We start from the raw sequence: 25,735 nt of genomic DNA, 5'->3' as shown, positions 1-25,735 counted from the left end.
GCTTATTACCTATTGCTTATTCGCCGGGCAAATAGAGTCGATAGCCCACGGCAGTTTCGGTCAGCAGATAGCGCGGCTGCGCGGGATCGTCTTCCAGTTTCTGCCGCAGATGCCCCATGTAAATCCGCAGATAGTGTGCATTATCCACCTGTCCGGGCCCCCACACTTGCAACATGAGCTGGCGCGTCGTGACCACGCGTCCGGCGTTGCCTACCAGTACGGCCAGCAGTCGGTATTCGGTGGGGGTGAGATGGACCAGTACCTCGTCTTTGGTCACGCGGCGCATGGTCAGGTCTATCCTGATGCGGCCGAAGTGGATATTGCCGTCAACGGCGATGTTGAGTTCGTAACGGCGACGGCGCGCTGCGCGCACGCGGGCCAGCAATTCGCCGACGCCGAAGGGCTTGGTCAGGTAATCGTCGGCACCGGCGTCGAGCGCGCGAATCTTGTCTTCTTCCGTGATGCGTGCCGACAACACGATAATCGGCATGGCCGACCATTGCCGTATGGACACGATGAAATCCACTCCGTCGCCATCGGGCAGGCCGAGATCGAGAATGATCAGATCCGGTTTGCGCGAGGCGGCGTCGATGGAGGCGCGGTGCAGGGTACCTGCTTCAAATACCTGCCAGCCGTCCTCCTCCAGCGAGGCGCGCACGAAGCGGCGGATTTGGGGGTCGTCCTCGACCAGCAAGGCAATCGGTGTGGATTCTGTCATGGTGTTGCTGCGAATCCTTTTTTTGATTTTCTTGTATTGCTACGGGAGAGTATCGTCTTCCGGTTCAGGCAAGGCGGGCGGTGTGCCAAGCGGTAGTGTAAAGCAGAAGCGGGCGCCACCGTCGGCGGTATTGTCGGCGCGGATGTGGCCGCCGTGCGCTTCGACGATAGCGCGGCAGATCGCCAGCCCGAGACCGACGCCCGGCGTGGCCGATTCGCGCTCGCCGCGCACGAATTTTTCAAACAGGCGATCTTCGCGGCCGCTCGGTAATCCGGGGCCGTCGTCGCTGACCGTCACCAGCAGGTCGGGGGCGGCAACGGCAGCGGCGATCTCGATGTGCGAACCGGGCGGCGTGTATTTCGCCGCATTTTCGACCAGATTGCACAGTACGCGTTCGATCAGCATCGCGTCGAAACGGGTGAGCGGCAAATCGGGCGGCAAGCGAGTCGTCACTTTATGCGCGGCCAGCGGCAAGCTACTGGCACGCAAGGCACTGCCGACGACCTCTTCGAACGGTTGCCATTCCAGTTTCAGTTTGACTTCGCCGCTTTCGATGCGCGCCATTTCCAGTAAATTGCCGACCAGTTTGCTCATGCGCAGCGATTCGTCGTGCAGGGCCTGCGCCTGTTCTCTCTGAGCCGGGGCCAGCGGCGGTTTGGCGCGAACCAGCGATTCCGATAGTCCCACCAGCGAGGTCAGCGGCGTGCGCAAATCGTGCGACAGCGCCGACAGCAGCGAATTGCGCAGACGTTCGGTCTCCATCCGCAGCAGGGCATCTTGCGCCACTTCGATGTAATGCACGCGCTCCAGCGCAATCGCCGCCAGCGTGGCGAAGGTATCGAGTTGCTGGCGCTGTTCGGGAATCAGTATCCAGCGCCGGCTTTCCGGGGCGATCGCCAGTACGCCGCGGGTGCGCATCGGGGCGACCAGCGGCAGATAGAAGAAGCGGCTGCCGGGCAGCGTATCGGTACCCATGCCGGCCGGCAGCGCATGGTCGAAGGCCCATTGGGCAATGCCGAGATCGAGGTCGCCGATGTGATCATCTGTGGGGGGCGGATGCAGCCGGTCGTCGGCGTCGGGCAGTAGCAGCGTGGCTTTGGCATGCACCGTGCGCTGGATGACGGCGCAGGTCAGTTCGAACACTTGATCCGTTTGCAGTGCGCCCGACAAGGCGCGGGCGAATTCGTAGAGCGCGCGTGAACGTGCTTCCCGGTGCGAGGCTACCCGCGCTTGATAACGCAGGTTGGAGGTCAGGTGGCTGGTCAGCAGGCCGACTGCCAGCATGACGCCGAATGTGACGAGATACTGCAGGTCGCTAATGGCAAACGAAAAGCGCGGCGGGACGAAAAAATAATCGAAGGCGGCTACGCTCACGACGGTGGAGATCATGGCCGGGCCGCGTCCCAGTTGCACTGCCACCAGCACCACGGTGAGCAGGAACAGCATGACGATGTTGGCCAGATCCAGATAGGGCAACAGCGGCGTTGCCAGTAAGGCCGTCAGCAGACTGGCGCCCACTGCCATGGCGCAGCGCATGGAGCTTCGGCGTTGGAGCGGTATCGCGTAAGGCAGGGTATGCGCGGTATGCGGTATGAGACTTTCGGCCGGTGGCGTCGGCTCTTTGTCCGTGGTGCTCATCCGGCCCAGCTCGATCAGGTCAACGTCGGGTGCGAGGGCAGCGATACGTTTAATCAGCGAAGGGCGCAATGTGGCACGCCAGTCCCAGCCGGTCGCAGGTCGCCCTACCACCACGCGGGAAATATTCTGGCTGCGCGCATAGTCCACGCTGGCCTGCGCAATGTCGTTATCGGCCAGCACGGCGGTCGTCGCGCCGAGGTCGCTGGCCAGTTTCAGTGTTTTGAGGATGCGTTCGCGTCGTGCGGAAGACAGCTTTTGCAGTTGCGGCGTTTCGATATAAATCGCATGCCAGGAGGCATTCAACTGACTGGCCAGACGCGCTGTGCTGCGCACCAGTTGTTCTGCGCCGGGGCGTGCGCCGATGCAGGCCAGCAGCGTGGCGTCGGTTTTCCAGACGCCGTGAATCGATTTTTCGACGCGGTAAGCCTGCACGTCGTCGGCAATGCGGTCGGCGGTGCGGCGCAAGGCCAGTTCGCGCAGGGCAATCAGATTGCCTTTGCGGAAAAAATGCAGTGAAGCGCGTTGTGCCTGCTGTGCTTGATAAACCTTGCCGGCCTTGAGGCGGTTGAGTAATTCATCGGCGGGCAGATCGACCAGCACGACTTCGTCGGCCGCGTCGAACAGGGTGTCGGGGACGGTCTCGGTGACGCGGATGCCGGTAATGCCGCCGACCACATCGCTGAGACTTTCCAGATGCTGCACGTTGACCGTGGTGAATACATCGATGCCGGCTTCCAGCAATTCCTCGATGTCGCGCCAGCGTTTGGGATGGCGCGAGCCGGGGGCGTTGGAATGCGCCAGTTCATCGACCAGGATCAGCGCCGGGTGCCGTTGCAGGGCGGTGTCGATATCGAATTCGGTGAGGGTCTGGCCGCGATAGGCGATTTCCTTGCGCGGCAGGACGGTCAGGCCATCGACCAATGCCTGCGTTTCGACGCGGCCGTGAGTTTCAATCAGGCCGACCAGCACCTCGGTGCCTTCGTCTTGCAGCTTGCGTCCGGCGCTGAGCATGGCGTAGGTTTTGCCGACGCCGGCCGACGCGCCGAAATAAATGCGCAGCTTGCCGCGTGCGGCGCGGCGCTCGCGTGCTTGCATGTCGGCAAGCAGTTTATCGGGATCGGGACGTTGATCGCTGGGGGTGGACATGGATGCCCGATCAGAAGGACGGTGGTGGGTGGACGTGGCGAGACGAGTGTAGCACTGCCACTCGTCCCGCCGAAGCAGTCTGCCTGCGCGCTGGATTGCGGGCAGGCAGAGTAATCAGGGCAATCAGAGCAAGCGATCCAGCGCCAGATTGAGGGCCAGCACATTGACCCGTGTTTCGCCGAAAAAGCCGAACTGCATGGATTGCGTGGTGGCGTCGATCAGGCTCCGCACTTGTTGCGGCGACAGCTTGCGTTCGCGGGCGATGCGCGGCACCTGATAGTAGGCGGCAGCAAGGCTGATGTCGGGATCGAGGCCGCTGGCGGAGGTCGTGACCAGATCGACCGGGATGGCGGCGGTGTTGTCAGGATCGGCCGCTTTCAGTGCTTCGATGCGACCCTTGACGGCATCGATCTGCGCCGGATTCAGCGGACCCAGATTGGACCCGCCGGAACTGGCCGCGTTATTGGGCATCGGGCTGGTAGCTGATGGCCGGCCCCAGAAATACTGGGGTGAGGAAAACGATTGGCCGATCAGTCGCGAACCCAGCACTTTGCCGTCGTGCGACAGCATGCTGCCATCGGCTTGTTGCGGGAAGGCGAGACGGCCTATGCCTGCCACGGCATACGGATACAGGACGCCGCAGATCAGACTGAGCAGAATAAACAGGGCAAGGGCGGGACGCAGTATGGATTTCATGGCGATCTCCTAGATCAGGTTCAGGGTGGCGAGCAGCATGTCGATCAGCTTGATGCCGACGAAGGGAACGATGATGCCGCCCAGGCCGTAAATCAGCAGATTGCGACGCAGCAGGCGGGCAGCGCCAACGGCACGGTAAGGCACGCCTTTCAGCGCCAGCGGAATCAGCACCACGATAATCAGCGCGTTAAAAATAACGGCCGACATGATGGCCGAGGCCGGACTGGTGAGGTGCATGATGTCGAGCGCCTTCAGTTGCGGATAGGTGCTGACGAAGGCGGCCGGGATGATGGCGAAGTATTTGGCGATGTCGTTGGCGATCGAAAACGTGGTCAGCGAGCCGCGTGTCATCAGCATCTGTTTGCCGATTTCGACGATCTCCAGCAGCTTGGTCGGGTTGGAATCGAGATCGACCATATTGCCGGCTTCTTTGGCCGCTTGCGTGCCGGAGTTCATCGCCACGGCAACATCGGCCTGCGCCAGCGCCGGCGCATCGTTGGTGCCGTCGCCGGTCATGGCGACCAAGCGGCCTTGCGCCTGATATTCGCGGATCAGCTTGAGTTTTTGCTCCGGTGTGGCTTCGGCCAGAAAATCGTCGACCCCGGCTTCGGCGGCAATGGCAGCGGCAGTCAGCTTGTTGTCGCCGGTGATCATCACGGTCTTGATGCCCATGCGGCGCAATTCGGCGAAGCGTTCCTTGATGCCGCCCTTGACGATATCTTTCAGTTCGACCACACCCATGACGCGGCCATCGTCCACCACCACCAGCGGTGTACTGCCGCGGCGGGCTACATCGTCCACCGCTCTGAGGATGTCGGGCGGGAAGGTTTTGCCCAGCGTCTGCACGTAGGTCTTGATCGCTTCGGACGAGCCTTTGCGGATTTCACGACCGTCGAGGTCAACGCCGCTCATGCGGGTCTGTGCGGTGAAGGGGACGAAGCTGGCCTGCATGCCGGCCAGGTCGCGTTCGCGCAGATTGAATAACTGCTTGGCCAGTACCACGATGCTGCGACCTTCCGGTGTTTCATCGGACAGCGAGGCCAGTTGCGCCACGTCAGCCAGTTGCGCTTCGGTCACGCCGGAGGCCGGGACGAAGGCCGATGCCTGACGATTGCCGAGCGTGATGGTGCCGGTTTTGTCGAGCAGCAGCACGTCGACATCGCCGGCGGCTTCCACTGCGCGGCCGGAAGTGGCGATCACATTGGCGCGCATCATGCGGCTCATGCCGGCCACGCCGATGGCTGACAGCAGGCCGCCGATGGTGGTCGGAATCAGACATACCAATAAGGCGATCAGGACGGTAATGGTGACCGGCGAGCCGCTTTTGGCCGCTGCCACGCTGAACAGGGAAAACGGCAGCAGCGTGACGGTGACGATCAGGAATACGATGGTCAGCGCCACCAGCAGAATCGTCAGCGCCACTTCGTTCGGCGTTTTCTTGCGCTTGGCGCTTTCGACCATGGCGATCATGCGGTCGATAAAGGCTTCGCCCGGATTGACGGCAACCCGTACCACCAGCCAGTCCGACAGCACGCGGGTACCGCCGGTGACGGAACTGAAATCGCCCCCCGATTCGCGGATGACCGGTGCGGATTCGCCAGTAATCGCGCTTTCATCGACCGAGGCCACGCCTTCGATGACGTCGCCGTCGGCGGGGATCACGTCACCGCTTTGCACCAGGTAGCAATCGCCTTTGAGCAGCGCAGTGGCGGGGACGGATGTCCATTGAGTACGGTCTTGGGGCGAGGCCAGTTTCTTCGCTTGCGAGCTTTGTTTGAGTCCGCGCAGGGAAGCCGCTTGCGCCTTGCTGCGGCCTTCCGCCACGGCTTCGGCAAAGTTGGCAAACAGCACCGTGAACCAGAGCCAGAGCGAGGTGGCGAAAATGAAGCCGGAGCTGGTTTCGCCTTTGCCCACGACGGATTGAATGAACAGCAGCGTGGTGAGGATGCTGCCGACGTACACCACGAACATCACCGGGCTGCGCCATTGAATGCGCGGGTCGAGTTTTTTGAAGGCATCGATGATGGCGGGCCATAACAAGCTGGCGTCGAACAGCGACTTGTTTTTGCGCGTGACGGCGAGACCGGGAACGCCGGAAGGGGATTCGATAGACATGAGGGGCTCCCTGTTAGCGGGTAAAGAGTTGCAGATGTTCGACCACCGGGCCAAGCGCCAGAGCGGGAACATAGTTAAGAACGCCGACCAGCACTACGGTACCGATCAGCAGCGCCACGAACATGGGGCCGTGAGTCGGCATGGTGCCGGCGGTGGGTTCCAGTCTTTGCTTGGCGGCCAGCGATCCGGCCACGGCCAGGATAGGCACGATCAGCGCAAAGCGGCCAAACCACATGGCAATGGCGAGGGCGATGTTGTAGAACGGAGTGTTGGCCGACAGCCCACCGAAAGCGCTGCCGTTATTGTTGGCGGCCGAGCTGAAGGCGTACAGAATTTCCGAGAAACCATGCGCACCCGGATTGGCGATACCGGCTTTGCCCGGCTCCAGCATCACCGCGATGGCGGTGCCGGTCAGTACCAGCACCGGCGTGACCAGGATGGCGATGGAGACCATTTTCATGTCGAAGGACTGGATTTTTTTACCCAGATATTCGGGCGTGCGACCGATCATCAGGCCGGCAATGAAGACGGCGAGAATGGCGAAGACCAGCATGCCGTACAGACCCGAACCGACGCCGCCGAAAATCACTTCGCCGAATTGCATCAACACTAGCGGCACCATGCCGCCGAGCGGCATGAAGGAATCATGCATGGCGTTGACTGCGCCGCAGGACGCCGCGGTAGTGACGGCAGCAAACAGGGCGGAGGCGCTGATGCCGAAGCGGGTTTCCTTGCCTTCCATGTTGCCGCCGGCTTGCAAGAGGCTGTTTGACTGATCGACGCCCAGCGCGGCAAGGCCGGGATGGCTTTGCTGTTCAGCGATCATGACCAGTGCGGTGGCGAGGACGAAGATCACCGTCATGGCGCCGATGACGGCCCAGCCTTGTCGCATGTCGCCGACCATTTTGCCGAAGGCAAAACAGAGTCCGGCCGGAATCAGGAAGATAGCCAGCATTTGCAGGAAGTTCGACAGCGGCGTGGGGTTTTCGAAGGGATGGGCGGAATTGGCGTTGAAAAATCCGCCGCCATTGGTCCCCAGCATTTTGATCGCTTCCTGCGAGGCGACCGGGCCCATGGCGATGGTTTGCGTTTTCGTGGTCAGTGTTTCCAGAACCGGCGCGCCTTTGGCGTCGAGCAATGGCTGACCGTCGGGACCGTTTTTAGGCTGCTGGTAAGTGACCGCGTCGATCAGGCTGACCTCCTTGTAAGCCGAGAAATTCTGGATCACGCCCTGTCCCATCAGGACGATGGCGAACAGTACCGACAGCGGCAGCAGCAGGTAGATCGTGGAGCGCGTGATATCGACCCAGAAATTACCGATGGTGCGCGCCGAGCGCGAAGTAAACCCGCGAATCAGCGCAAAAGCCACCGCGATACCGGTGGCGGCGGAAAAGAAATTTTGTCCGGTCAGCGCCAGCATTTGCGTCAGATAGCTCATCGCCGCTTCGCCGCTATAGCCTTGCCAGTTGGTGTTGCTGACGAAGCTGACGGCGGTGTTGAAGGACGAATCGGGACTGATGTTGGGAAATCCTTGCGGATTGAGCGGCAGCCATTGCTGCATCCGCTGCATGGCGTAGACGGTGAGTGCGCCCAGCGTATTGAAGACCAGTAAAGCGATAGCGTAGGTTTTCCACGACATGGCCGCCTGCGGATCGATGCCGCAGAGGCGGTAGATGCCGTTTTCGATTTTGTTCATCCAGCGCAAGCCGGGCAGCGCGCCGCTTTCACCGAGCTTTGCCAGATACAGCCCGAGCGGGTAGGCCAGTACCAGCAAAACGGCCAGGAATGCGACCAGTAGCATGATGGATTGCGAATTCATGTCAGAGCTCCTCTGCGTTCAGTAACGCGACGATCAGATACACCAGCAGCCCGGCAGCAACGAGTGCGCCGAGCAAGTAAAAAGCGTTCATGGTCGTTTCCCCAATTTTTCGCAGCCGGCAGCGAGCAGCCAGACCAACAACAGAAAGACGCCGATAGCGCCCATAAAAAGCATGTCCATGTTTTCCTCGACGAGGGTTTGAATGAGGAAAGTGTAGCGAGCAGGGGCTAAAAATTTTGTAAAGAAATGAGGTGCGAAGGTAAACGGGACGTAAAAATGCAGTGCGGTGGAGGGCAGGCGAGGAGGGGATGTCGCGCCGGGAAAACGGGTGGGCGAGCGGGGTGAAATACGAGGGAGGGCGTGAGGCGATTGACAGACGGGGATGCTGTCAGTGGCACCGTCAGTGGCACTGACAGAGGTAGATAAAGACAGGCATCGCTGGTGGGCGATGACAGGGGAAGTTCAGGCGTAGCGGGGGAGGAGAGAGCAGTAAGCGGCACACCTCAGTGCGCCGCTCGAACAGACGTGGATTTAGGCCAGTGGCAAAAAGTCCGTCACGTTTTCGTAAGGACGGACCCAGGCTTCAAAGGCTCTTTGCAGCAGGCTCTTTGGCGCCTTGTCGGCGATTTTTTCTGGATTGGCTGCAGTCTTGCTGTCGAAATGTGGTGCGGACAACGGAAGTGTTTGCGTGGACATGGTGATCTCTGAATACAGTTATGTTGCGTCGCAGTATGCAAGAGAACGCCTTGTCTTCCCAATGACAAGTTCTGATAAGAGATATCTGGATGGTGAATGACTTTCGGCTTCCTCATCACGGAGGCGCTTATTTTTCCTTGTCGGGCGTTTCTATATCGCCCCGTTTTCCCCTGCCGACACGTTGGGCATGATAAATCCCGGCATGGCCGGAAAACAGATAGCTGACCACGCAAGCGAGCGCCGCGAACGGGCCGATTTCAGGGCCGAACAATTCGATGGCCATCAGTGTGGACGCCAGCGGCGTATTGGCAGCGCCGGCAAAAACGGCGACAAAGCCTATCCCGGCCAGCAAGGAAAACGGCAGATGCAGCAGCGGTGCCAGCGCATTGCCCAGCGTTGCGCCTATATAAAACAGCGGAGTGACTTCGCCGCCCTTGAAGCCGCTGCCCAGCGAAACCACGGTAAAGGCCATTTTCGCCAGGGCGTCCCAATACGGCAGCGGATGTTGCAGCGATTCGACCAGCACCGGGATGCCCAGACCAATATAACGCTGACTGCCCAGCGCCCAGACTGCCAGCGCGATGCAGAGTCCGCCGATCAGCGGCCGCAGCGGGGCATAGCGGACATGCCGTTTGAACGCCGCCGCCAGCGCATGCGTGGCAGTGGCGAACAGTCGGCCGGTCAGCCCGAATACTGCGCCGGCGATCAACACCGCCAGCAGGCTCCAGATAGCGATAGGGATGATGGCTGGTGCGGCATAGTGAGTGTGCTGCACGCCCCAGGCCAGACCGACCTGATCGGCAACAATCGCAGCGAGAAAGCAGGGCAGGATCGCGTCGTAGCGCAGGCGACCGATGGCCAGCACTTCCAGTCCGAACATCGCGCCCGCCAGCGGCGTACCGAATACCGAGGCGAAACCGGCGCTGATGCCGGCCATCAGCAGGATGCGTTTGTCTTGCGGGGCGAAGCGCAATGCCTGCGCCAGACGTTCGGCCAGCGCGCCGCCCATTTGTACGGCGGTTCCTTCGCGTCCCACCGAGGCGCCGAATAAATGCGACACCACGGTGCCGAGAAAAACCAGCGGCGCCATGCGCAAGGGGACGATTTTGTTCGGATCGTGGATGGCGTCGATCAGCAGATTATTACCGGCCTCGCTGCCCTTGCCGAAATGCAGATAAATCCAGCCGACCACGAAGCCGGCCAGCGGCAAGAGCCAGATGATCCAGGCATGGGTGAGCCGCCAGCCGGTGGCCCATTCCAGCGCGAACAGGAAGAACGCCGATGCGGTGCCGGACAGCAGCGCAATGAGGCAGGCGGCGGCGCACCATTTGCCGACATGACGGAGCAGGGGCAGGCTCTTGGGAAAAATAGTGAAATGCAGCATGGTTTTCCCGAAAAAATCTGAAAATTCAACAGTGCAGCGATGATGACATCGAGCCGGGGGGCTGTCACGTTTAAAACGTGGCGCGATCAGCGGGTTTTGGGCTGCCTTGGCCGTGTTGGTGGTCCTGAGACGGGTCAATGGCGCGCAGCACGAGGAGCGCAAATCAGGCGGGGAAAAAAGCGTAGGGCGGAAAGTAGGGCGATTCGTGAGAACATGCGCCTTTGTTACTTGGCCCATATTGAGAAAGAGTCTGCGCATGTCCGATCCTCTGCTGCCCCCTGCCCCCGGTCATTTGAAGCGCAAACTCTTCGGTATTTATGGCTTCCTGCTGGCATTCAATGTGTTGGCGTGGGTCTGGGCGGTACTGGCCTTTCGCGGACATCCGCTGCTGCTGGGAACGGCTTTTCTGGCCTACAGTTTTGGTTTGCGGCACGCGGTGGATGCCGATCATCTGGCGGCCATCGACAATGCAACGCGCAAGCTGATGCAGGCCGGGCAGCGACCGGTAGCCGTGGGTTTCTTTTTTTCGCTGGGCCATTCGTCGGTCGTGGTGCTGGCGTCGGTCGCCATCGCGGTAGCGGCGATTGCGGTCCAGGGGCCGCTCGATCAGGTCCGGGAAGTCGTCGGTATCGTCGGCACGCTGGTGTCGGTCTTTTTCCTGTTCGCCATTGCCATCCTCAATATCGTCATCCTGCGCTCGGTGTACCGGGTGTTTTGTCGCGTGCGCAATGGCGGCGCGTACGTCGAAGGCGATCTCAATACCCTGCTGGCCGGACGCGGTTTTCTGGCGCGCATGTTGCGTCCTTTATTCCGACTGGTCACGCGCAGCTGGCATATGTATCCGCTGGGCTTTCTGTTTGGTCTGGGGTTCGACACGGCGACGGAAATCGCGGTGCTCGGCATTTCGGCGACCCAGGCCTCACAGGGGCTGCCGGTCTGGTCGATCATGGTGTTTCCGGTGCTGTTTACGGCGGGCATGTCGCTGGTCGATACGCTCGACAGCACGCTGATGCTGGGCGCGTATGGCTGGGCGTATGTCAAACCGATTCGCAAGCTCTACTACAACATGACCATTACGCTGATTTCGGTGGTGATCGCCATTCTGGTCGGCGGTGTCGAAGCGCTCGGACTGCTGGCAGATCGGATCGGACTGAGCGGCCAGCCGTGGGATACGGTGGCGATGCTCAATTCCCATTTCGGCATGCTGGGCTACGCGATTATTGGCATCTTCGTCGCTAGCTGGTTGCTGTCGGTGCTGTTCTACCGGATGAAGCGTTACGACCGTCTGGAGACCGCCGCCTGACACTGGTGCGGCCTATTTGGCGGGCCTGTTTAAGTAGTCTATTTAAGCAGTCTATTTAAGCAGTCTATTTAATCGGCAGACACACCGTTGACTTGACCTCTTCCATGACGGCATAGGTATGCGTTTCGCGCACGCCTTTGAGCTGCAGCAGCGATTTGCCCAGAAATTCCCGGTAGGCGTCCATATCCCTGACGCGCGATTTAATCAGGTAATCGAAGCCGCCGGCGACCATGTGGCATTCCATGATTTCAGGGATGTTCTGCACGCTTTGCTTGAAGGCCTCGAAGACTTCGGGTGTCGTCCGGTCCAACACCACTTCAATAAACACCAGCAGCGAGACATCCAGCAACTGGGGGTTCAATTGCGCGGCATAGCCGAGGATGTAGCCCGCTTCCTGTAGTTTGCGCACGCGCTCCAGACAGGCTGCCGGTGACAGACTCACCAGCGCCGACAGATCGACATTGCTGATGCGGCCGTCCTTTTGTAATTCGAAGAGGATTTTCTTGCTGATCTTGTCGAGGCCCATAATTTTTCTCGGAAACTGAATTTAATTTGGTAAAAGTTAAATTTTATCGTGCAAATTCTGATTGCAGGGGAAAACATCGCGCCAAATATCCTTGAATAGGAAATAGAATGGACAAAAATCAGAATTAAAAAATCTCACGAAACGACTTCGTTTCACTCCCCATAATCACGCTATTTTTAGAGGAAATGCCATGACGAAACATCTAGGTTTCATGCTTGTGTCCGCCTTGTTGCCGGTACTTGCTTCGGCGCAGGAAATGCAGACAGTAAAAATTGGTTTCAGCAGCCCGCTGACCGGCCCGCAGGCATCTGCCGGCAAGGATAACCAGGGCGGCGTGCAACTGGCGATCGAGCGCTTGAATGCGCAAGGTCTCGTCGTCGGCGGCAAAAAAGTGAAATTTGAATTGTTGTCTGAGGACGATCAGGCCGATCCACGCACCGGTGTCAGCGTGGCGCAAAAGCTGGTGGATCAGGGCATCAAGGCGATTGTCGGACCATATAACTCGGGCGTCACCATCCCGGCATCGCGGGTGTACAACGAAGCCGGGATCGTCATCGCCACCGTCGCTTCCAATCCGAAAATTACACAACAAGGCTTCCAGTATCTGTACCGTGTTGCCGCCAGCGACAGCCAGTTGGGCGGCAGAATGGCGCTGTACGCCGCCAAGGAACTGAAGCTCAAGAAGGTCGCCGTAATCGACGATCGCACCGCCTACGGACAGGGACTGGCCGATGAGTTCGTCAAGGTCGCCAAGGCCAACGGCATCGATATCGTCAGCCGCGACTTCACCAACGACAAAGCGAGCGATTTCAGCGCCATCCTGACCTCCATCAAAGGCCGCAAGCCGGACGGCGTATTCCTGGGCGGCTACGCGCCACAGGGTGGTCCTATCAAGCGTCAGATGGTGCAGCTGGGTATTGATGTGCCGCTGATGGGCGGTGACGGTATCTGCTCGCCGGAAATGGGCCGTCTGGGCGGCGATAGCATCGGTGAGCGGGTGTATTGCACCCAGGGCGGCGCTTTGCTGGACAAGCTGGCAGACGGGCGGCGCTTTGCTGCCGACTATCAGACAAAATTCAAGCGTCCTGCAGAAACCTATGCCGCTTCGTTTTACGACGGCATGATGCTGATTGCGAAAGCCATGAAAGCCGCCAATTCGGTCGAGCCGAAAACCTACGGCCCGGCGCTGGCCGCCATCAAGTACAAGGGCGTGTCGGGCAATTATGAATTCGACAACAAACACGATCTCAAGCAATCGCCTGTCACGATCTTCCGTTTCAAGGACAGCTTGCCTGTCCCGCTGACCAGCTACTGATCCAAGGTGCCGGCGGCCGTTTTTCTGGCTGCCGGTCATGTTGCGGATTTCCCTTTCGGGTGTGCTGTAGCCAGGATGAATGGCGCAGTGCTTGCGCCTGAATTTTATATTTAATATTTCCAATAGGAAGAATTAAATATGGCATTTTGAATAAAAATACGGAATTAATATTCCGTATTGCCGAATAAAATCGAAGAATCCATTGTCCGCTCATGGACTTAAATCCTTCTCCATTTACTTCGGTCAAATCCGCCATGTCACTGCCTACTCTTTCTTCTCCTTCCCCGTCTGATACCGCTGCCGAATTTGTCGGTGGCTCTCCCCCTTTCTCTGAATTTCATGCAGAAATAGAACATGCGCCGACGCCAGTGCGTGCGGCGATCAGCGCCGCATACCGGTGTTCCGAGCAAGAGGCGGTGCGCTGGCTGCTGACGCAAACGGAGAGCGACGCCGCACAGCAGCGCAGTAGCACCGACCTCGCCCGCCGACTGGTGCAGGCAGTGCGGGCGCGGCGCGTCGGGGCCTCCGGCGTGGATGCGCTGATGCAGGAATTTTCTCTGTCCTCCGAAGAGGGCGTGGCGCTCATGTGTCTGGCCGAAGCCTTGTTACGCATTCCTGACCGCAAGACGGCCGATCGCCTGATTGCCGACCAGCTTGGCAAGGGCGACTGGCGCAAGCATCTGGGCGCCTCTCCCTCCTTGTTTGTCAATGCCGCTTCCTGGGGCTTGCTGATCAGCGGCAAGCTGGTCGCGCCGCCGAGCGACAACCGGCTGGCGGCAGCAGCGACCAGTCTGATCGGACGCGGTGGCGCGCTCGTGATTCGCAAAGGCGTCGACTTCGCCATGCGCCTGCTGGGACGGCAATTCGTCACCGGCCAGACCATTGAAGAGGCGCTGGCCAATAGCCTTCATCAGGAGCAGCGTGGTTATCGCTACTCCTATGACATGCTGGGCGAAGCGGCGCTGACGGCGCAGGATGCCGACGATTATTTCGACTCATACGAACAGGCGATCCACGCCATCGGTCAGGCCTCGGCCGGGCGCGGCATTCGTCAGGGGCCGGGCATTTCGGTCAAATTGTCGGCCTTGCATCCGCGCTATGCCCGCGCGCAACGGGCGCGTGTGATGGAGGAGCTGCTGCCGCGCTTGAAGGCCTTGCTGGTGCTGGCCAAGCAGTACGACATCGGACTCAATATCGACGCCGAAGAAGCCGACCGGCTGGAACTCTCGCTCGACCTGATCGAAGCGCTGGCGCACGACGCCGATCTGGCGGTCTACGACGGACTCGGTATCGTGGTGCAGGCCTATCAGAAGCGCTGTCCTTTCGTCATCGATTACCTGCTCGATCTGGCGCGCCGCAGCGGCCGGAAATTCATGGTGCGGCTGGTCAAGGGCGCTTATTGGGACAGTGAAATCAAGCGTGCGCAGATGGACGGCATGAACGCTTACCCGGTCTACACGCGCAAGGTCTATACCGATGTTTCCTATCTGGTGTGCGCACAAAAACTGCTGGCCTCGGGCGGGCTGGTTTATCCGCAATTCGCCACCCATAACGCGCATACGGTCGCCGCCATCCACACGCATGCGAAAAAGCTGGGCGTCAACGATTACGAATTCCAATGTCTGCATGGCATGGGCGAAACGCTGTACGACCAGGTAGTGGGGGCCGATGCGCTGAACAAGCCTTGCCGTATTTACGCACCGGTCGGGTCACACCAGACGCTGCTGCCGTATCTGGTGCGGCGCTTGCTGGAAAACGGTGCCAATTCTTCATTCGTCAATCAGATCGTCGATCCCAAGGTCGATATCGACACGCTGATCGCCGATCCGCGTCAGGTGGCCGCAGAGCTGGACGGCATAGCGCATTCGCAGATCCCTTTGCCGTCTGCGCTGTATGGCGAATCGCGCAAGAACTCGGCGGGCCTCGATCTGAGCAGCGAAGCCAGCCTGCGAAAACTTTCCCGCGAATTTGCCATCGGCCCGCAGCGCTGGCATGCGGAGCCGCTGCTTGCCGAGGCAGTGAACGTGGGCGGCAGCATTCGCAAGATCCTCAATCCGGCCGATAAATACGATACGGTGGGCCACGCGATCGACGCCAGCGACGAAGACGTAGCGCTTGCGCTGCGCTATGCCGCCTGGCCCGAAACGAGCGTTGCGGAACGCGCCCGGCAGCTCGATGCCGCCGCCGATTTGTTCGAGCAACACACCAGCGAATTGCTGGCGCTGGCCGTGCGCGAAGCCGGGAAATCTTTGCCCAACGCCATTGCCGAAGTGCGCGAGGCAGTGGACTTTCTGCGTTACTACGCAGCCCGGATTCTGGTGCAGCCGCCCGCCCAGCCGCTCGGCATCGTGGTGTGCATCAGCCCCTGGAATTTCCCGCTGGCGATTTTTGTGGGGCAAGTCAGCGCCGCGCTGGCCGCCGGCAATGCCGTGCTGGCCAAACCGGCAGAACAAACGCCGCTGATCGCCCAGCGAGCAGTGGCATTGCTGCATCAGGCTGGCGTGCCGCGCAGCGCCTTGCAATTTTTGCCGGGGCCCGGTGAAACCATAGGCGCGGCACTGGTCGCCGATGCCCGGGTGCAGGGCGTGATTTTTACCGGTTCCGGTGCCGTGGCGCGCAGCATTGAGCGCACTCTGGCAGAGCGCTCAGTGAGCGCTGTGAGCGGGGACGAGCCGGTATTGATCGCTGAAACCGGTGGTCAGAACGTCATGATTGTCGATTCCAGCGCCTTGCCGGAACAGGTGGTGCAGGATGTCTTGCAATCGGCCTTCGACAGTGCCGGGCAGCGCTGCTCGGCCTTGCGCGTGCTGTGTCTGCAGGAGGAAAGCGCCGAACGCATACTGACCATGCTCAAAGGCGCGATGCAGCAACTTTGCATCGGCAATCCCAACCGTCTGGCGACCGATGTCGGGCCGGTGATCGATGAAGAGGCGCGCGCCGGATTATTGGCGCATATCGAACGCATGCGTGCAGGTGGCGCAGACATTTATCAGCTTGCGCTCAATGAGCATCACGCCGACGGGTGTTTCGTCGCGCCGACGCTGATCGAAATCGACAATCTGGCGCAGTTGCAAGAAGAGGTGTTTGGGCCGGTTTTGCACGTTCTGCGGTACAGAGCCGGTGAGCAAATGGACCTGGTGCGACAGATCAACGCCAGCGGCTATGGCCTGACATTAGGGATTCATACCCGTATCGCCCGCAATGCCGCAGAGATCAGCGATGCTGCGCATGTCGGCAATATTTATATCAACCGCAACATGGTGGGCGCGACGGTGGGCGTTCAGCCGTTCGGCGGCGAGGGGCGCTCTGGCACCGGGCCAAAAGCCGGCGGACCTTTGTATTTGTCCCGCTTACAGAGACAGTCGGCGGTGGCGCTGGGCAATCTTGCCCACGACAGCCTTGGCTATGAGCGGCGGGAAACCGCGCCGTCAGCAGAGCGGGACGGATTGTATGAGTGGGCCAGTCAAGCCGGGCGGGAGAGTCTGCTTGCATTGCTCCGGCATTATCAGATGCTGAGTGTGTGCCACGCATCGATTTCCTTGCGCGGCCCGACCGGCGAAACCAATACGCTCTCGTTTGCGCCACGCGGCAAGCTCGCGTGCATTGCCGTCACGCCGGGTGTGTTGCTCAATCAGATTGCCGCAGCGCTGGCCTGCGACAACCTGCCTGTGCTCGACGAGCGCAGCGCAGCATTGCTGCCGACAGATCTGCTCACGTTGCTGAACAAAGCCTTGCACATCGTACCGTCCATTGAGGCGCATACCGAGTTGCAGCTGGCGCTGGTGGAAGCGCCGCTGGCTGTTGAGTGGCGGAAGAAGCTGGCGCAGCGCGACGGTGCCTTGGTGCCGCTGATTGCTGTTGCGGCCGAGATCCCTATCCCTCTATGGCGACTGGTGGCAGAACGGGCGCTCTGCACCAATACCGCCGCCGCCGGTGGCAATGCCAGTCTGATGAGCCTGTCCGTCTGATCGCCTGATCAGATCGCGGACCCCCTTCCTCCCCCGCACGATGTCGCCGCCTGCGCTGAAAACGCAGGCGGCGACTTGCAATAAGCGCTGCCAACCCCAACGTGTTGTACTCGATCAGGTCGATTCGCATCCTGTACATTCGGATGCCATGCGCGCTCCCTGCGCGGCACATTGCAACAATTTCACTGAGGATTACAACATGGAGCAATTTCACGGAACCACCATCCTGTCGGTACGGCGCGGATCGGTGGTGGCGCTGGGCGGCGACGGCCAGGTGACGCTGGGCAATGTGGTCATGAAAGGCACGGCGCGCAAAGTGCGCAAGTTGCATCACGGCAAGGTACTGGTGGGATTTGCCGGCGGCACCGCCGATGCCTTCACTCTGCTCGATCTGTTCGAGGCCAAGCTGGAAAAACACCAGGGCAATCTGATGCGCGCTTCCGTCGAGCTGGCCAAGGACTGGCGTACCGACCGCATGTTGCGCCGGCTGGAAGCCATGCTGCTGGCCGCCGATCGCGACACGACCCTGATCATCACCGGCAACGGCGACGTGCTGGAGCCGACCGACGGTATCGGTGCCATCGGATCGGGCGGCAATTTCGCGCAATCGGCAGCGATGGCTTTGCAGGGCAATACCGATCTGTCCCCTGCCGACATTGTTAAAAAATCACTGGTGATCGCCGGCGAGCTGTGCATTTACACCAACCAGTCGCACATCATCGAAACTCTGGACTGACTATGAATATGATGAACATGACCCCGCAAGAAATCGTTTCCGAACTGGATAAGCATGTGGTCGGCCAGGATCGCGCCAAGCGCGCTGTTGCCATTGCGCTGCGCAACCGCTGGCGGCGACAGCAAATCGCCGAGCCGCTGCGGCATGAAATTACACCGAAAAACATTTTGATGATCGGGCCTACCGGTGTCGGCAAAACCGAAATAGCGCGCCGACTGGCCAAGCTGGCCGATGCGCCCTTCATCAAGATCGAGGCGACCAAATTTACGGAAGTCGGTTACGTCGGACGCGATGTGGACACCATCATCCGCGACCTGATCGACATCGGTATCAAGCAAACGCGTGAAACCGAAATGCGCAAGGTGCGCACGCGCGCGGAAGATGCGGCGGAAGACAGGGTGATTGATATTCTGGTGCCACCGGCGCGGGACTTTGGTTTCAAGCCGGAAGGAGAGGACGTCAATAAAGGCGCTGAATCCGCCGGTGGAGCGCGGCAGACTTTTCGCAAGCGTTTGCGCGAAGGCTTGCTGAACGACCACGAAATCGAGCTGGAACTGGCCGATGCCGCGCCGCGCATGGAAATCATGGCCCCACCCGGCATGGAAGAAATGACCGAGCAAATCAAGGGCATGTTTTCCGGTGTCAATGGCGGTCGCAAGAAATTGCGCAAGATCAAGGTGGCCGATGCTATGAAAATACTGATCGAAGAAGAAGCCGGCAAGTTACTCAACGAAGATGAAGTTAAGCAGGCGGCCATTACCAATGTCGAGCAGAACGGCATCGTGTTTCTGGATGAAATCGACAAAATCGCCACGCGCTCGCAAAACGGCGGTGCCGATGTGTCACGCGCCGGGGTGCAGCGCGACTTGCTGCCGCTGGTCGAGGGTACGACCGTCAATACCAAGTACGGCATGATCAAGACCGACCATATTTTGTTCATTGCCTCCGGCGCTTTTCATCTGGCCCGACCGTCCGATCTGATTCCTGAATTACAGGGGCGTTTTCCGATACGGGTGGAACTCGATTCCTTGTCGATCTCTGATTTTGAACGCATCCTGACCAGCACCGATGCCTGCCTGACGCGGCAGTACGAAGCCTTGCTGGCGACCGAAGGTGTGCAGGTGGAATTTGAACCGGATGGCATCCGGCGGCTGGCTGAAATCGCTTTTTCAGTAAATGAAAAAACCGAAAATATCGGCGCTCGCCGCCTATATACGGTGATGGAAAAGTTGCTGGAGGAAATTTCTTTCACTGCCAGCGATACCGGATCGGTCGTGCTGAAAGTGAGCGCCGCCTATGTCGATGAGCGGCTGGGAGAGCTGGCGGTGAATGAAGACCTGTCGCGTTACGTCTTGTAAGGAGTCTTGTAAAAAGCGAACGCGAAGAGCCTTATTGCCACTTTAATTGCCACGAGCCAATAACGCCGGGTCCGTCCTCGCCACCGACGGGGCCATCCGGTCCATAGGAGAATACTTCCGCGTCCTGATGGATGCCCGGCGTGCGGTATTGGTAAGAGTTGCCCCACGGATCGCGTGGCAGTCGGTCCACATAGCCACCCATTTCCCAGCGTTTGGGGATAGGCGCGATGGTGGGACGGATGACCATCGCCAGCAAACCCTGTCCCGTCGTGGGATAGCGGCCTACCCGCCTCTTGTAGCGCGACAAACCCTGCATGATCAGAATGATGTCGGCCTTGGCGGCAATAATTTTCGGTTCGTGCCCACGGTCCAGTTTCGCCATCAGCTTCGGATAGCCGAATACTGCCGTGGCGATGGCAATGATCAGTACGGCAGCAATCAGTGTGAGGCGTCGGCGGGGAGGGGGTGGGGGTGCTCTAAACATGAAGTCCCGGCGTCGAAGGGCGAAAGTGATCTAATCCGCGAGTATAAGGCAAGTACTAAAAACAAAGCTATGTCAGCGCTGATTAAGCTGTCGGGCGGCGCGATTTCAGGACGGCGTTTTTGCCCTCATCTCGCGCGGTCCTGTTTCCTTGTCGGCGCTTTCCTATGCCAAGCTGATGCCGTTCATCGCCCCAGCCCAGTCCAGCCCACGCCGCGCCACGCTCGTATCGACGCGGATTACCCCCAGTAATCCTGCAGGTTGACCGGTTCGCCCGCCTGAGCGCTGATCACTTCCGACAGTGTCGCCAGTAGTTCGCCTTCATCGCGGGAGCTGCGCCATTGCGCGCCATCGTAACGGTAATGGAAGCCGCCAGATTTGGCGGCCAGCCACAACTCCTGCATCGGCGCCTGACTATTGACGATGATCTTGGAACCGTTTTCTATACATTCGATTTCAAGCACATTGCCGCTGCGGCTGCACTCCACGTCGAGATCGCTACGGTTGCATGCCTGCTCCAGGGCATTTTCTATTCCGGTCAGGGCCGCCTCGGCCAGCGCCAGGAATTCGGTTTCGCTCATGCTACACTCCGATGTTGATCTAAACCGTGATTTTATCGTGATCCTGACTAGCCGTTTTGTTTCCTTGCGTACACCCCTGCTCGGCGCTGCGCTGACGGTAATGCTTCTGAGCGCCGGTTGCGGACAGAAAGGGCCTTTGTTCATGCCCATTATTCCGCCCGACCCCTTGTTGCCGCGCCCTGTTGCCAGTGTCCCCGCTCCCGCCAGTTCTTCCGCCAAACCGGCGAGAAGCGCATCGGGTACGAAAGCAGCGCCACAGAGCGACACCATGTCGGGTGCGACAACGGATGCTGCCACCGGCGAAACCGGAGCCGCCTTGCCCTATGATGCGCCGGCGCTGCGTTCGCCCGCGATCACCCTCACTCCAGAAAAGTAAAACGATGTCGCATTTTTCCTATCTCGACGGTGCTTTGCACGTCGAAAGCCTGCCTCTCGACGCCCTGGCGCGTCAATTCGGCACGCCCTTGTATGTGTATTCACAAGCGGCGCTGGCCGATAATTTCTCCGCTTACGCCGATGCCTGCCGTCTGGCCGGGCGTGGCGACGATCAGGCGCTGGTCTGCTATTCGGTGAAATCGAATTCCAATCTTGCCGTGCTGAACCTGCTGGGCAAACTCGGTTCCGGTTTCGATATTGTCTCGGGCGGTGAATTGCTGCGCGTGATTGCCGCCGGCGGTGACCCGCGCAAGGTGATTTTTTCCGGCGTGGGCAAAGGGCGCGATGAAATGCGGCTGGCGCTGACGCACGACATTCTGTGCTTCAACGTCGAATCGATTCCCGAGTTGCATCGTCTTAACGAAGTGGCTGGAGAGTTGGGACGTCGCGCCCGCATCTCCTTGCGCGTCAACCCGGATGTGGATGCGAATACCCATCCGTATATTTCTACCGGCCTCAAGGACAATAAATTCGGCGTCGCCTACGACGATGCGCTGGCCTGTTACCGCACGGCGGCTACCTTGCCGCATATCGACGTCGTAGGCATCGATTGCCATATCGGCTCGCAATTGCTGGATGACGCACCCTTACTGGAAGCGCTGGACAAGGTCATTGAACTGATCGACCGTCTGGCCGACGAAGGGATCGTGCTGCGCCATCTGGACATCGGCGGCGGCATTGGCATTACTTATAACGATGAGCAGCCGGTTGCCGTCGGTGATTATCTGGCGCGGGTGTTTGCGCGGGTGGATGCCTGGCGCAGCCAGCGGCATGCCGGTGCGCCGATCAAGGTGATGTTTGAGCCGGGTCGTTCCATCGTCGGCAATGCCGGCGTGTTACTGACCGAGGTGCAGTATCTCAAGCATGGCGAATCGAAGAATTTCGCCATCGTCGATGCGGCCATGAATGACCTGATGCGCCCTGCCATGTATGAAGCCTGGCATGGCGTGCAAGCCGTGCAGCAGCGCCCCGGCGCGACGGCGGTCTACGATGTGGTGGGGCCGGTCTGCGAGTCCGGCGATTGGCTGGCGCGTGGTCGTGCGCTCAATCTTGAGCCGGGCGATTTGCTGGCACTGATGTCTGCCGGAGCCTATGGCATGACAATGGCCTCCAACTACAATACCCGCGGCCGCGCAGCCGAAGTGATGGTCGATGGTGATCGGGTGCATTTGATTCGCCGTCGTGAAGTTCCTGCCGATCTGTTTGCGCTGGAATCTCTGATCGCTTGATCGTATTCGCCCTGCGCGGGCAATCGGCGCGGTAATAAGTGGGCGCTGTAATAAGTGAACGCTGTAATAAGTGACCGCTGTAATAAGTGACCGCTGTAATACATGGACGCTGTAATACACAGACGCCGCAATAAGAAAAGTTGAATCCACAAGACCTGCCCATTCGAGGCAGGTCGTTCGCCCCTTCCTTGCTGACCAGATCACGGACAACGCCGCTCGTTTGATCGCCTGCGCCGCTGTTTTTCCGGGAGGCATGGCATATCGCTTGCTTCAGTTTTGCCGCGCCGAAACACAATGTCGCGAATCTGCACGGTACGGCGACATTGCCTTTCGAGGATTGCCTATGGCGGCATAGCGGCCGCTATAATTGCGCACCCAGTTTTTCTGATTTGTCCCATATCGGCCCAGCCATCCTATTTTGCGCAAGGAAATTACATGAACGCACTGCTCTGGTTCGTCATTCTTTACTGGGTAATTTCAGTAGGCATTGGCTTGTATGCCGCCAGGTATGTCAAAAATTCGCGTGATTACGCTGTCGCCGGCCGGTCTTTGCCGATGTCGGTGGTGACCGCGACCGTCTTCGCGACCTGGTTTGGTTCCGAAGCCGTACTCGGCATTTCTTCGACTTTCCTCAAGGAGGGCTTGAGCGGCATTGTGGCCGATCCCTTCGGCGCATCGCTCTGTCTGGTATTGGTCGGCCTGTTTTTCGCCAAAAAACTGTACCGGATGAATTTGCTGACCATCGGTGATTACTACAAGAAACGCTATGGTCGTACCGTTGAAATGCTGGTCACTCTCTGCATCGTGATTTCTTATCTGGGCTGGGTGGCGGCACAGATCAAGGCGCTGGGGCTAGTGTTCAATGTGGTGTCCGGCGGCTACATCAGCATGCCGGCCGGGATGATGATCGGCGCTGCCAGCGTGCTGGTGTACACCTTGATGGGCGGCATGTGGGCGATTGCCGTTACCGATTTCTTGCAAATGATCATCATCGTGATCGGCATGCTGTACATCGGCTGGGAAGTATCCGGCATGGTCGGTGGTGCCGGGGTAGTGATCGACCATGCCAGGAAAGCGGGAAAATTTGCCCTCTGGCCTGCGCCCACGCCGAAAGAAATATTCTGGTTTTTTGGGGCCTGGGTCACCATGATGCTGGGATCGATTCCGCAGCAAGACGTCTTTCAGCGCGTGATGTCGTCCAAAACTGAAAAAATTGCTGCGCGTGCGGCAGTGCTGGGTGGTGTGATTTATTTCTGTTTTGTGTTCATCCCTATTTTTCTGGCCTATTCGGCGACGCTGATCGATCCCGCTATGGTGGCTGGTCTGATCGACACCGATCCGCAAATGATCCTGCCGACGCTGATCATGACCAAGGTGCCGGTGTTTGCGCAGGTGATGTTTTTCGGCGCACTGCTGTCGGCGATTAAAAGCTGCGCCAGTGCGACCTTGCTGGCACCGTCGGTCACGTTTACTGAAAACATCCTGAAGGAAATTCGCCCCTGGAAAACGGATAAAGAATTTCTGTTCGCGATGCGGGTGGTGGTGCTGCTATTCACCCTGATCGTGACGGCACTGGCCTTGCATAGCCATTCCAGCATTTATCAAATGGTGGAAAACGCGTACAAGATCACGCTGGTAGCGGCGTTCGTGCCGCTGGTCTGCGGCTTGTACTGGAAGCGGGCCAGTCGGCAAGGGGCTTTGCTGTCGATGGGCTTGGGTTTGTCTTCCTGGATTTTCTGCGAAATCCTTGTGCCGGACGGGATATGGCCGCCGCAACTGGTCGGGCTGGCATGCAGCCTGGGCGGCATGATTGTCGGCAGTTTGTTGCCCCAATGGCGCACACTGCCGTCGGTTGCCGCGGAATAAGGCTGCCGTCGGCAGTAGTCTGCGTGTGTTGCTTTCGTTGTGGAGTGGTTAAGCGGCGGGAAGGTGTCGCAGGATATCGGTATGCAGGGCGCGGCATTTTTCCACCTGGGCATTGAGCTTTTGCGCCACGTTGTTGCGAATTTCTTCCGGGCAGTGTTCCAGAAGAGTGAGTAAGCCAGTGATGTTTTTTGCATCGCCCCAATTGGCAAAGGGAATGCCTTCGATCGGCGTATTGCCGATGTCTTTCATCCGCGTGAAAGCGTTCGCCGCAGCGAGTGCCCGGACAGCGGGGTTCCCAGGCAGGGAAAGCTGATGCGCGTCTATCTTTTGCACGTCAATGAACGTGAGTATTAAATTACGCCACGCACCATCGCCTTTCATTTGCGCCAGCAGGGCGTGTTTGTTTGCCAGATCGGCACCGGTCAGCGGGGCCATCGCAGCACAACGCCTGTGCAGTCTTTCCGGGAATTCCTCCGCCAGTTGCGCCGTGAACCGGGATGCGAACGAGTCAGCCTCACTGCGCGGCGCAGTCGCAGTCGCTTTGATTTTCGCCCGGCTGATGAAGGTGGATTGGTAAAGGAGCGGACGTGCTTCCGACTTCTTTGCCGGACGGTCGCCCAGGAAAACCAGCGAATACACTTTCATTTCAAATTCTTCGTTATCCCTTTTTTTCTGGGCTTGTGAAGCGGCATCCAGGCCAAAAGCTTTTCTGAATTTGTGCATGAGTCGCGCGGCAAAGCTGCGCTTTGGCCTGGTTTCGGCTGCGGGGGTAATGGACGCGCAGAGGTGAAGCGGCAGCATATTCCGGTTCGGCACTGCGCGCAAAGAATGGGCTAGCTGCGAGGCTGGCCGCATGGATGACGCAGCCTTCGGTACGACCGTAGCGGGCCAGCAGGAAGAGGTATGGCCGAATTTATTTGAAGAGCGGAGTACGCCAGGAAGAATCATCGTCAAAAACTCCAAGAATAAAATATAGGAAAAACATTGTATTTGCGAAGATATATTTCTAATTTCATGAAACGGTTTTCCAGAACATGCTGAAAATTAGCGGATATTAAAAGAAGATATGTTTTTTTAGGCTTCGTTTTTGTATCGGAAATGGCTGCAAAAATTTTATGTGAGACCATTGCCGGCAGACGCAAAGCGCAGGCATCTTCGGGGCTGGGCTGGTGATTGCTGCGTGGTTTTAGTCCATTGATTTGGTAAAAATGGAAAGCCCCCTCATGTGTTTTCCTATGGCACTCGGGCGGCCGGGCTCCTCGTCTCTCTGAGGAAAGATAAAAACCCTTTATAATTCAGGGTTTTGTATGCTTTTTTGCGGAGCTGTTTGATGCCTATCTATGCTTATCGTTGTGAAGCTTGCGGTTTTGCCAAGGATGCCTTGCAGAAAATGTCGGACGCGCCATTGACGGTTTGCCCGAGCTGCCACCAGCCTAGTTTCAAGAAACAGCTGACGGCCGCCGGCTTCCAGCTCAAGGGCAGCGGCTGGTATGTCACCGATTTCCGTGGCGGCGACAGCGGCGGCTCAGCAACCAAACCGGCAGAGGGTGCCGATGCGCCCGCCGGCAAAGCCGAGAGTGCGCCCGCAGCAGACAAGGCCTCTGCGGCAGCCACTCCGGTAGCAAGTACGCCCCCGGCATCGACTCCCGCCACCTCCGGTTCTTCCCCGGCCACCGGCACGCCACCTCAATCCGGCGCTGCCTGAGCGACTTTTCCCAAAGCCCT

Annotated in this window: 21 protein-coding genes; 9 read left to right on the top strand and 12 right to left on the bottom strand. The window is 59.1% G+C overall.

The window, feature by feature from the left end; genetic code table 11:
• Positions 1-16 precede the first annotated feature (16 nt).
• From kdpE to RGU70_RS02210, 8 genes are all read right to left on the bottom strand, one after another.
• Positions 17-718, bottom strand: a complete 702-nt coding sequence (gene kdpE, locus RGU70_RS02250; protein WP_322207789.1) for a two-component system response regulator KdpE — start codon at positions 716-718, stop codon at positions 17-19.
• A gap of 39 nt (positions 719-757) precedes the next feature.
• Positions 758-3,502, bottom strand: a complete 2,745-nt coding sequence (locus tag RGU70_RS02245; protein WP_322207788.1) for a DUF4118 domain-containing protein — start codon at positions 3,500-3,502, stop codon at positions 758-760.
• A 123-nt stretch (positions 3,503-3,625) separates the two neighbouring features.
• Complete coding sequence (gene kdpC / locus RGU70_RS02240; RefSeq protein WP_322207787.1) at positions 3,626-4,198, bottom strand: potassium-transporting ATPase subunit KdpC; 573 nt, start codon at positions 4,196-4,198, stop codon at positions 3,626-3,628.
• Positions 4,199-4,207: 9 nt separating this feature from the next.
• Positions 4,208-6,313 (bottom strand): potassium-transporting ATPase subunit KdpB, encoded by a 2,106-nt coding sequence (gene kdpB, locus RGU70_RS02235; protein WP_322207786.1) that lies wholly within the window; start codon positions 6,311-6,313, stop codon positions 4,208-4,210.
• Positions 6,314-6,326: 13 nt separating this feature from the next.
• Positions 6,327-8,132, bottom strand: a complete 1,806-nt coding sequence (gene kdpA, locus RGU70_RS02230; RefSeq protein WP_322207785.1) for a potassium-transporting ATPase subunit KdpA — start codon at positions 8,130-8,132, stop codon at positions 6,327-6,329.
• Between the two features lies 1 nt (position 8,133).
• Complete coding sequence (kdpF, locus tag RGU70_RS02225; RefSeq protein WP_322207784.1) at positions 8,134-8,223, bottom strand: K(+)-transporting ATPase subunit F; 90 nt, start codon at positions 8,221-8,223, stop codon at positions 8,134-8,136.
• A 440-nt stretch (positions 8,224-8,663) separates the two neighbouring features.
• Complete coding sequence (locus RGU70_RS02215) at positions 8,664-8,828, bottom strand: hypothetical protein (RefSeq protein WP_322207782.1); 165 nt, start codon at positions 8,826-8,828, stop codon at positions 8,664-8,666.
• 127 nt (positions 8,829-8,955) lie between these two features.
• Entirely contained in the window at positions 8,956-10,212 is a 1,257-nt protein-coding gene (locus RGU70_RS02210) for a voltage-gated chloride channel family protein (RefSeq protein ID WP_322207781.1), read from the bottom strand.
• Between the two features lie 256 nt (positions 10,213-10,468).
• Between RGU70_RS02210 and RGU70_RS02205 the strand changes: the two genes are divergently transcribed.
• Entirely contained in the window at positions 10,469-11,515 is a 1,047-nt protein-coding gene (locus tag RGU70_RS02205; protein ID WP_322207780.1) for a HoxN/HupN/NixA family nickel/cobalt transporter, read from the top strand.
• 64 nt (positions 11,516-11,579) lie between these two features.
• Here the strand turns inward: RGU70_RS02205 and RGU70_RS02200 are convergent, their stop codons facing one another.
• Positions 11,580-12,041, bottom strand: a complete 462-nt coding sequence (locus tag RGU70_RS02200; RefSeq protein ID WP_322207779.1) for an Lrp/AsnC ligand binding domain-containing protein — start codon at positions 12,039-12,041, stop codon at positions 11,580-11,582.
• A 190-nt stretch (positions 12,042-12,231) separates the two neighbouring features.
• Between RGU70_RS02200 and RGU70_RS02195 the strand changes: the two genes are divergently transcribed.
• The 4 genes from RGU70_RS02195 to hslU all read left to right on the top strand — a co-directional run bounded on the left by RGU70_RS02195 (position 12,232) and on the right by hslU (position 19,418).
• Positions 12,232-13,356, top strand: a complete 1,125-nt coding sequence (locus RGU70_RS02195) for a branched-chain amino acid ABC transporter substrate-binding protein (RefSeq protein ID WP_322207778.1) — start codon at positions 12,232-12,234, stop codon at positions 13,354-13,356.
• A 254-nt stretch (positions 13,357-13,610) separates the two neighbouring features.
• Positions 13,611-17,324 carry a bifunctional proline dehydrogenase/L-glutamate gamma-semialdehyde dehydrogenase PutA gene (gene putA / locus RGU70_RS02190; RefSeq protein ID WP_322207777.1) on the top strand — a complete coding sequence of 1,238 codons (3,714 nt, stop codon included), beginning with the start codon at positions 13,611-13,613 and terminating at the stop codon, positions 17,322-17,324.
• Between the two features lie 199 nt (positions 17,325-17,523).
• Entirely contained in the window at positions 17,524-18,060 is a 537-nt protein-coding gene (gene hslV, locus RGU70_RS02185; RefSeq protein ID WP_322207776.1) for an ATP-dependent protease subunit HslV, read from the top strand.
• Between the two features lie 11 nt (positions 18,061-18,071).
• A complete protein-coding gene (hslU, locus tag RGU70_RS02180; protein ID WP_322210682.1) occupies positions 18,072-19,418 on the top strand; it encodes an ATP-dependent protease ATPase subunit HslU in 1,347 nt (448 codons plus the stop codon).
• A gap of 31 nt (positions 19,419-19,449) precedes the next feature.
• Here the strand turns inward: hslU and gspG are convergent, their stop codons facing one another.
• Together gspG and cyaY are read right to left on the bottom strand one after the other, a co-directional pair.
• Complete coding sequence (gene gspG, locus RGU70_RS02175; protein WP_322207775.1) at positions 19,450-19,902, bottom strand: type II secretion system major pseudopilin GspG; 453 nt, start codon at positions 19,900-19,902, stop codon at positions 19,450-19,452.
• A gap of 236 nt (positions 19,903-20,138) precedes the next feature.
• The gene (gene cyaY / locus RGU70_RS02170) at positions 20,139-20,480 is read right to left on the bottom strand and encodes an iron donor protein CyaY (protein ID WP_322207774.1); all 342 of its coding nucleotides are present in this window, start codon (positions 20,478-20,480) and stop codon (positions 20,139-20,141) included.
• On the opposite strand from cyaY, the gene lptM reads away from it, so the two are divergent.
• From lptM to RGU70_RS02155, 3 genes are all read left to right on the top strand, one after another.
• A complete protein-coding gene (gene lptM / locus RGU70_RS02165; protein WP_322207773.1) occupies positions 20,479-20,856 on the top strand; it encodes an LPS translocon maturation chaperone LptM in 378 nt (125 codons plus the stop codon). The two genes, cyaY and lptM, sit on opposite strands and share 2 nt — an antisense overlap.
• A 4-nt stretch (positions 20,857-20,860) precedes the next feature.
• Complete coding sequence (gene lysA, locus RGU70_RS02160) at positions 20,861-22,144, top strand: diaminopimelate decarboxylase (RefSeq protein WP_322207772.1); 1,284 nt, start codon at positions 20,861-20,863, stop codon at positions 22,142-22,144.
• A 435-nt stretch (positions 22,145-22,579) separates the two neighbouring features.
• A complete protein-coding gene (locus RGU70_RS02155; RefSeq protein WP_322207771.1) occupies positions 22,580-24,010 on the top strand; it encodes a sodium:solute symporter family protein in 1,431 nt (476 codons plus the stop codon).
• 48 nt (positions 24,011-24,058) lie between these two features.
• Here the strand turns inward: RGU70_RS02155 and RGU70_RS02150 are convergent, their stop codons facing one another.
• The gene (locus tag RGU70_RS02150) at positions 24,059-24,733 is read right to left on the bottom strand and encodes a hypothetical protein (RefSeq protein WP_322207770.1); all 675 of its coding nucleotides are present in this window, start codon (positions 24,731-24,733) and stop codon (positions 24,059-24,061) included.
• Positions 24,734-25,340: 607 nt separating this feature from the next.
• Here RGU70_RS02150 and RGU70_RS02145 point away from each other — a divergent pair.
• The gene (locus RGU70_RS02145) at positions 25,341-25,715 is read left to right on the top strand and encodes an FmdB family zinc ribbon protein (protein WP_322207769.1); all 375 of its coding nucleotides are present in this window, start codon (positions 25,341-25,343) and stop codon (positions 25,713-25,715) included.
• Positions 25,716-25,735 lie beyond the last annotated feature (20 nt).

It is taken from the genome of Herbaspirillum sp. RTI4, from assembly GCF_034313965.1.
Classification (GTDB): Bacteria; Pseudomonadota; Gammaproteobacteria; order Burkholderiales; family Burkholderiaceae_D; genus Herbaspirillum.
The sequence above is the reverse complement of the archived record's forward strand: the minus strand, read 5'-3'. Positions and strand labels throughout refer to the sequence as shown.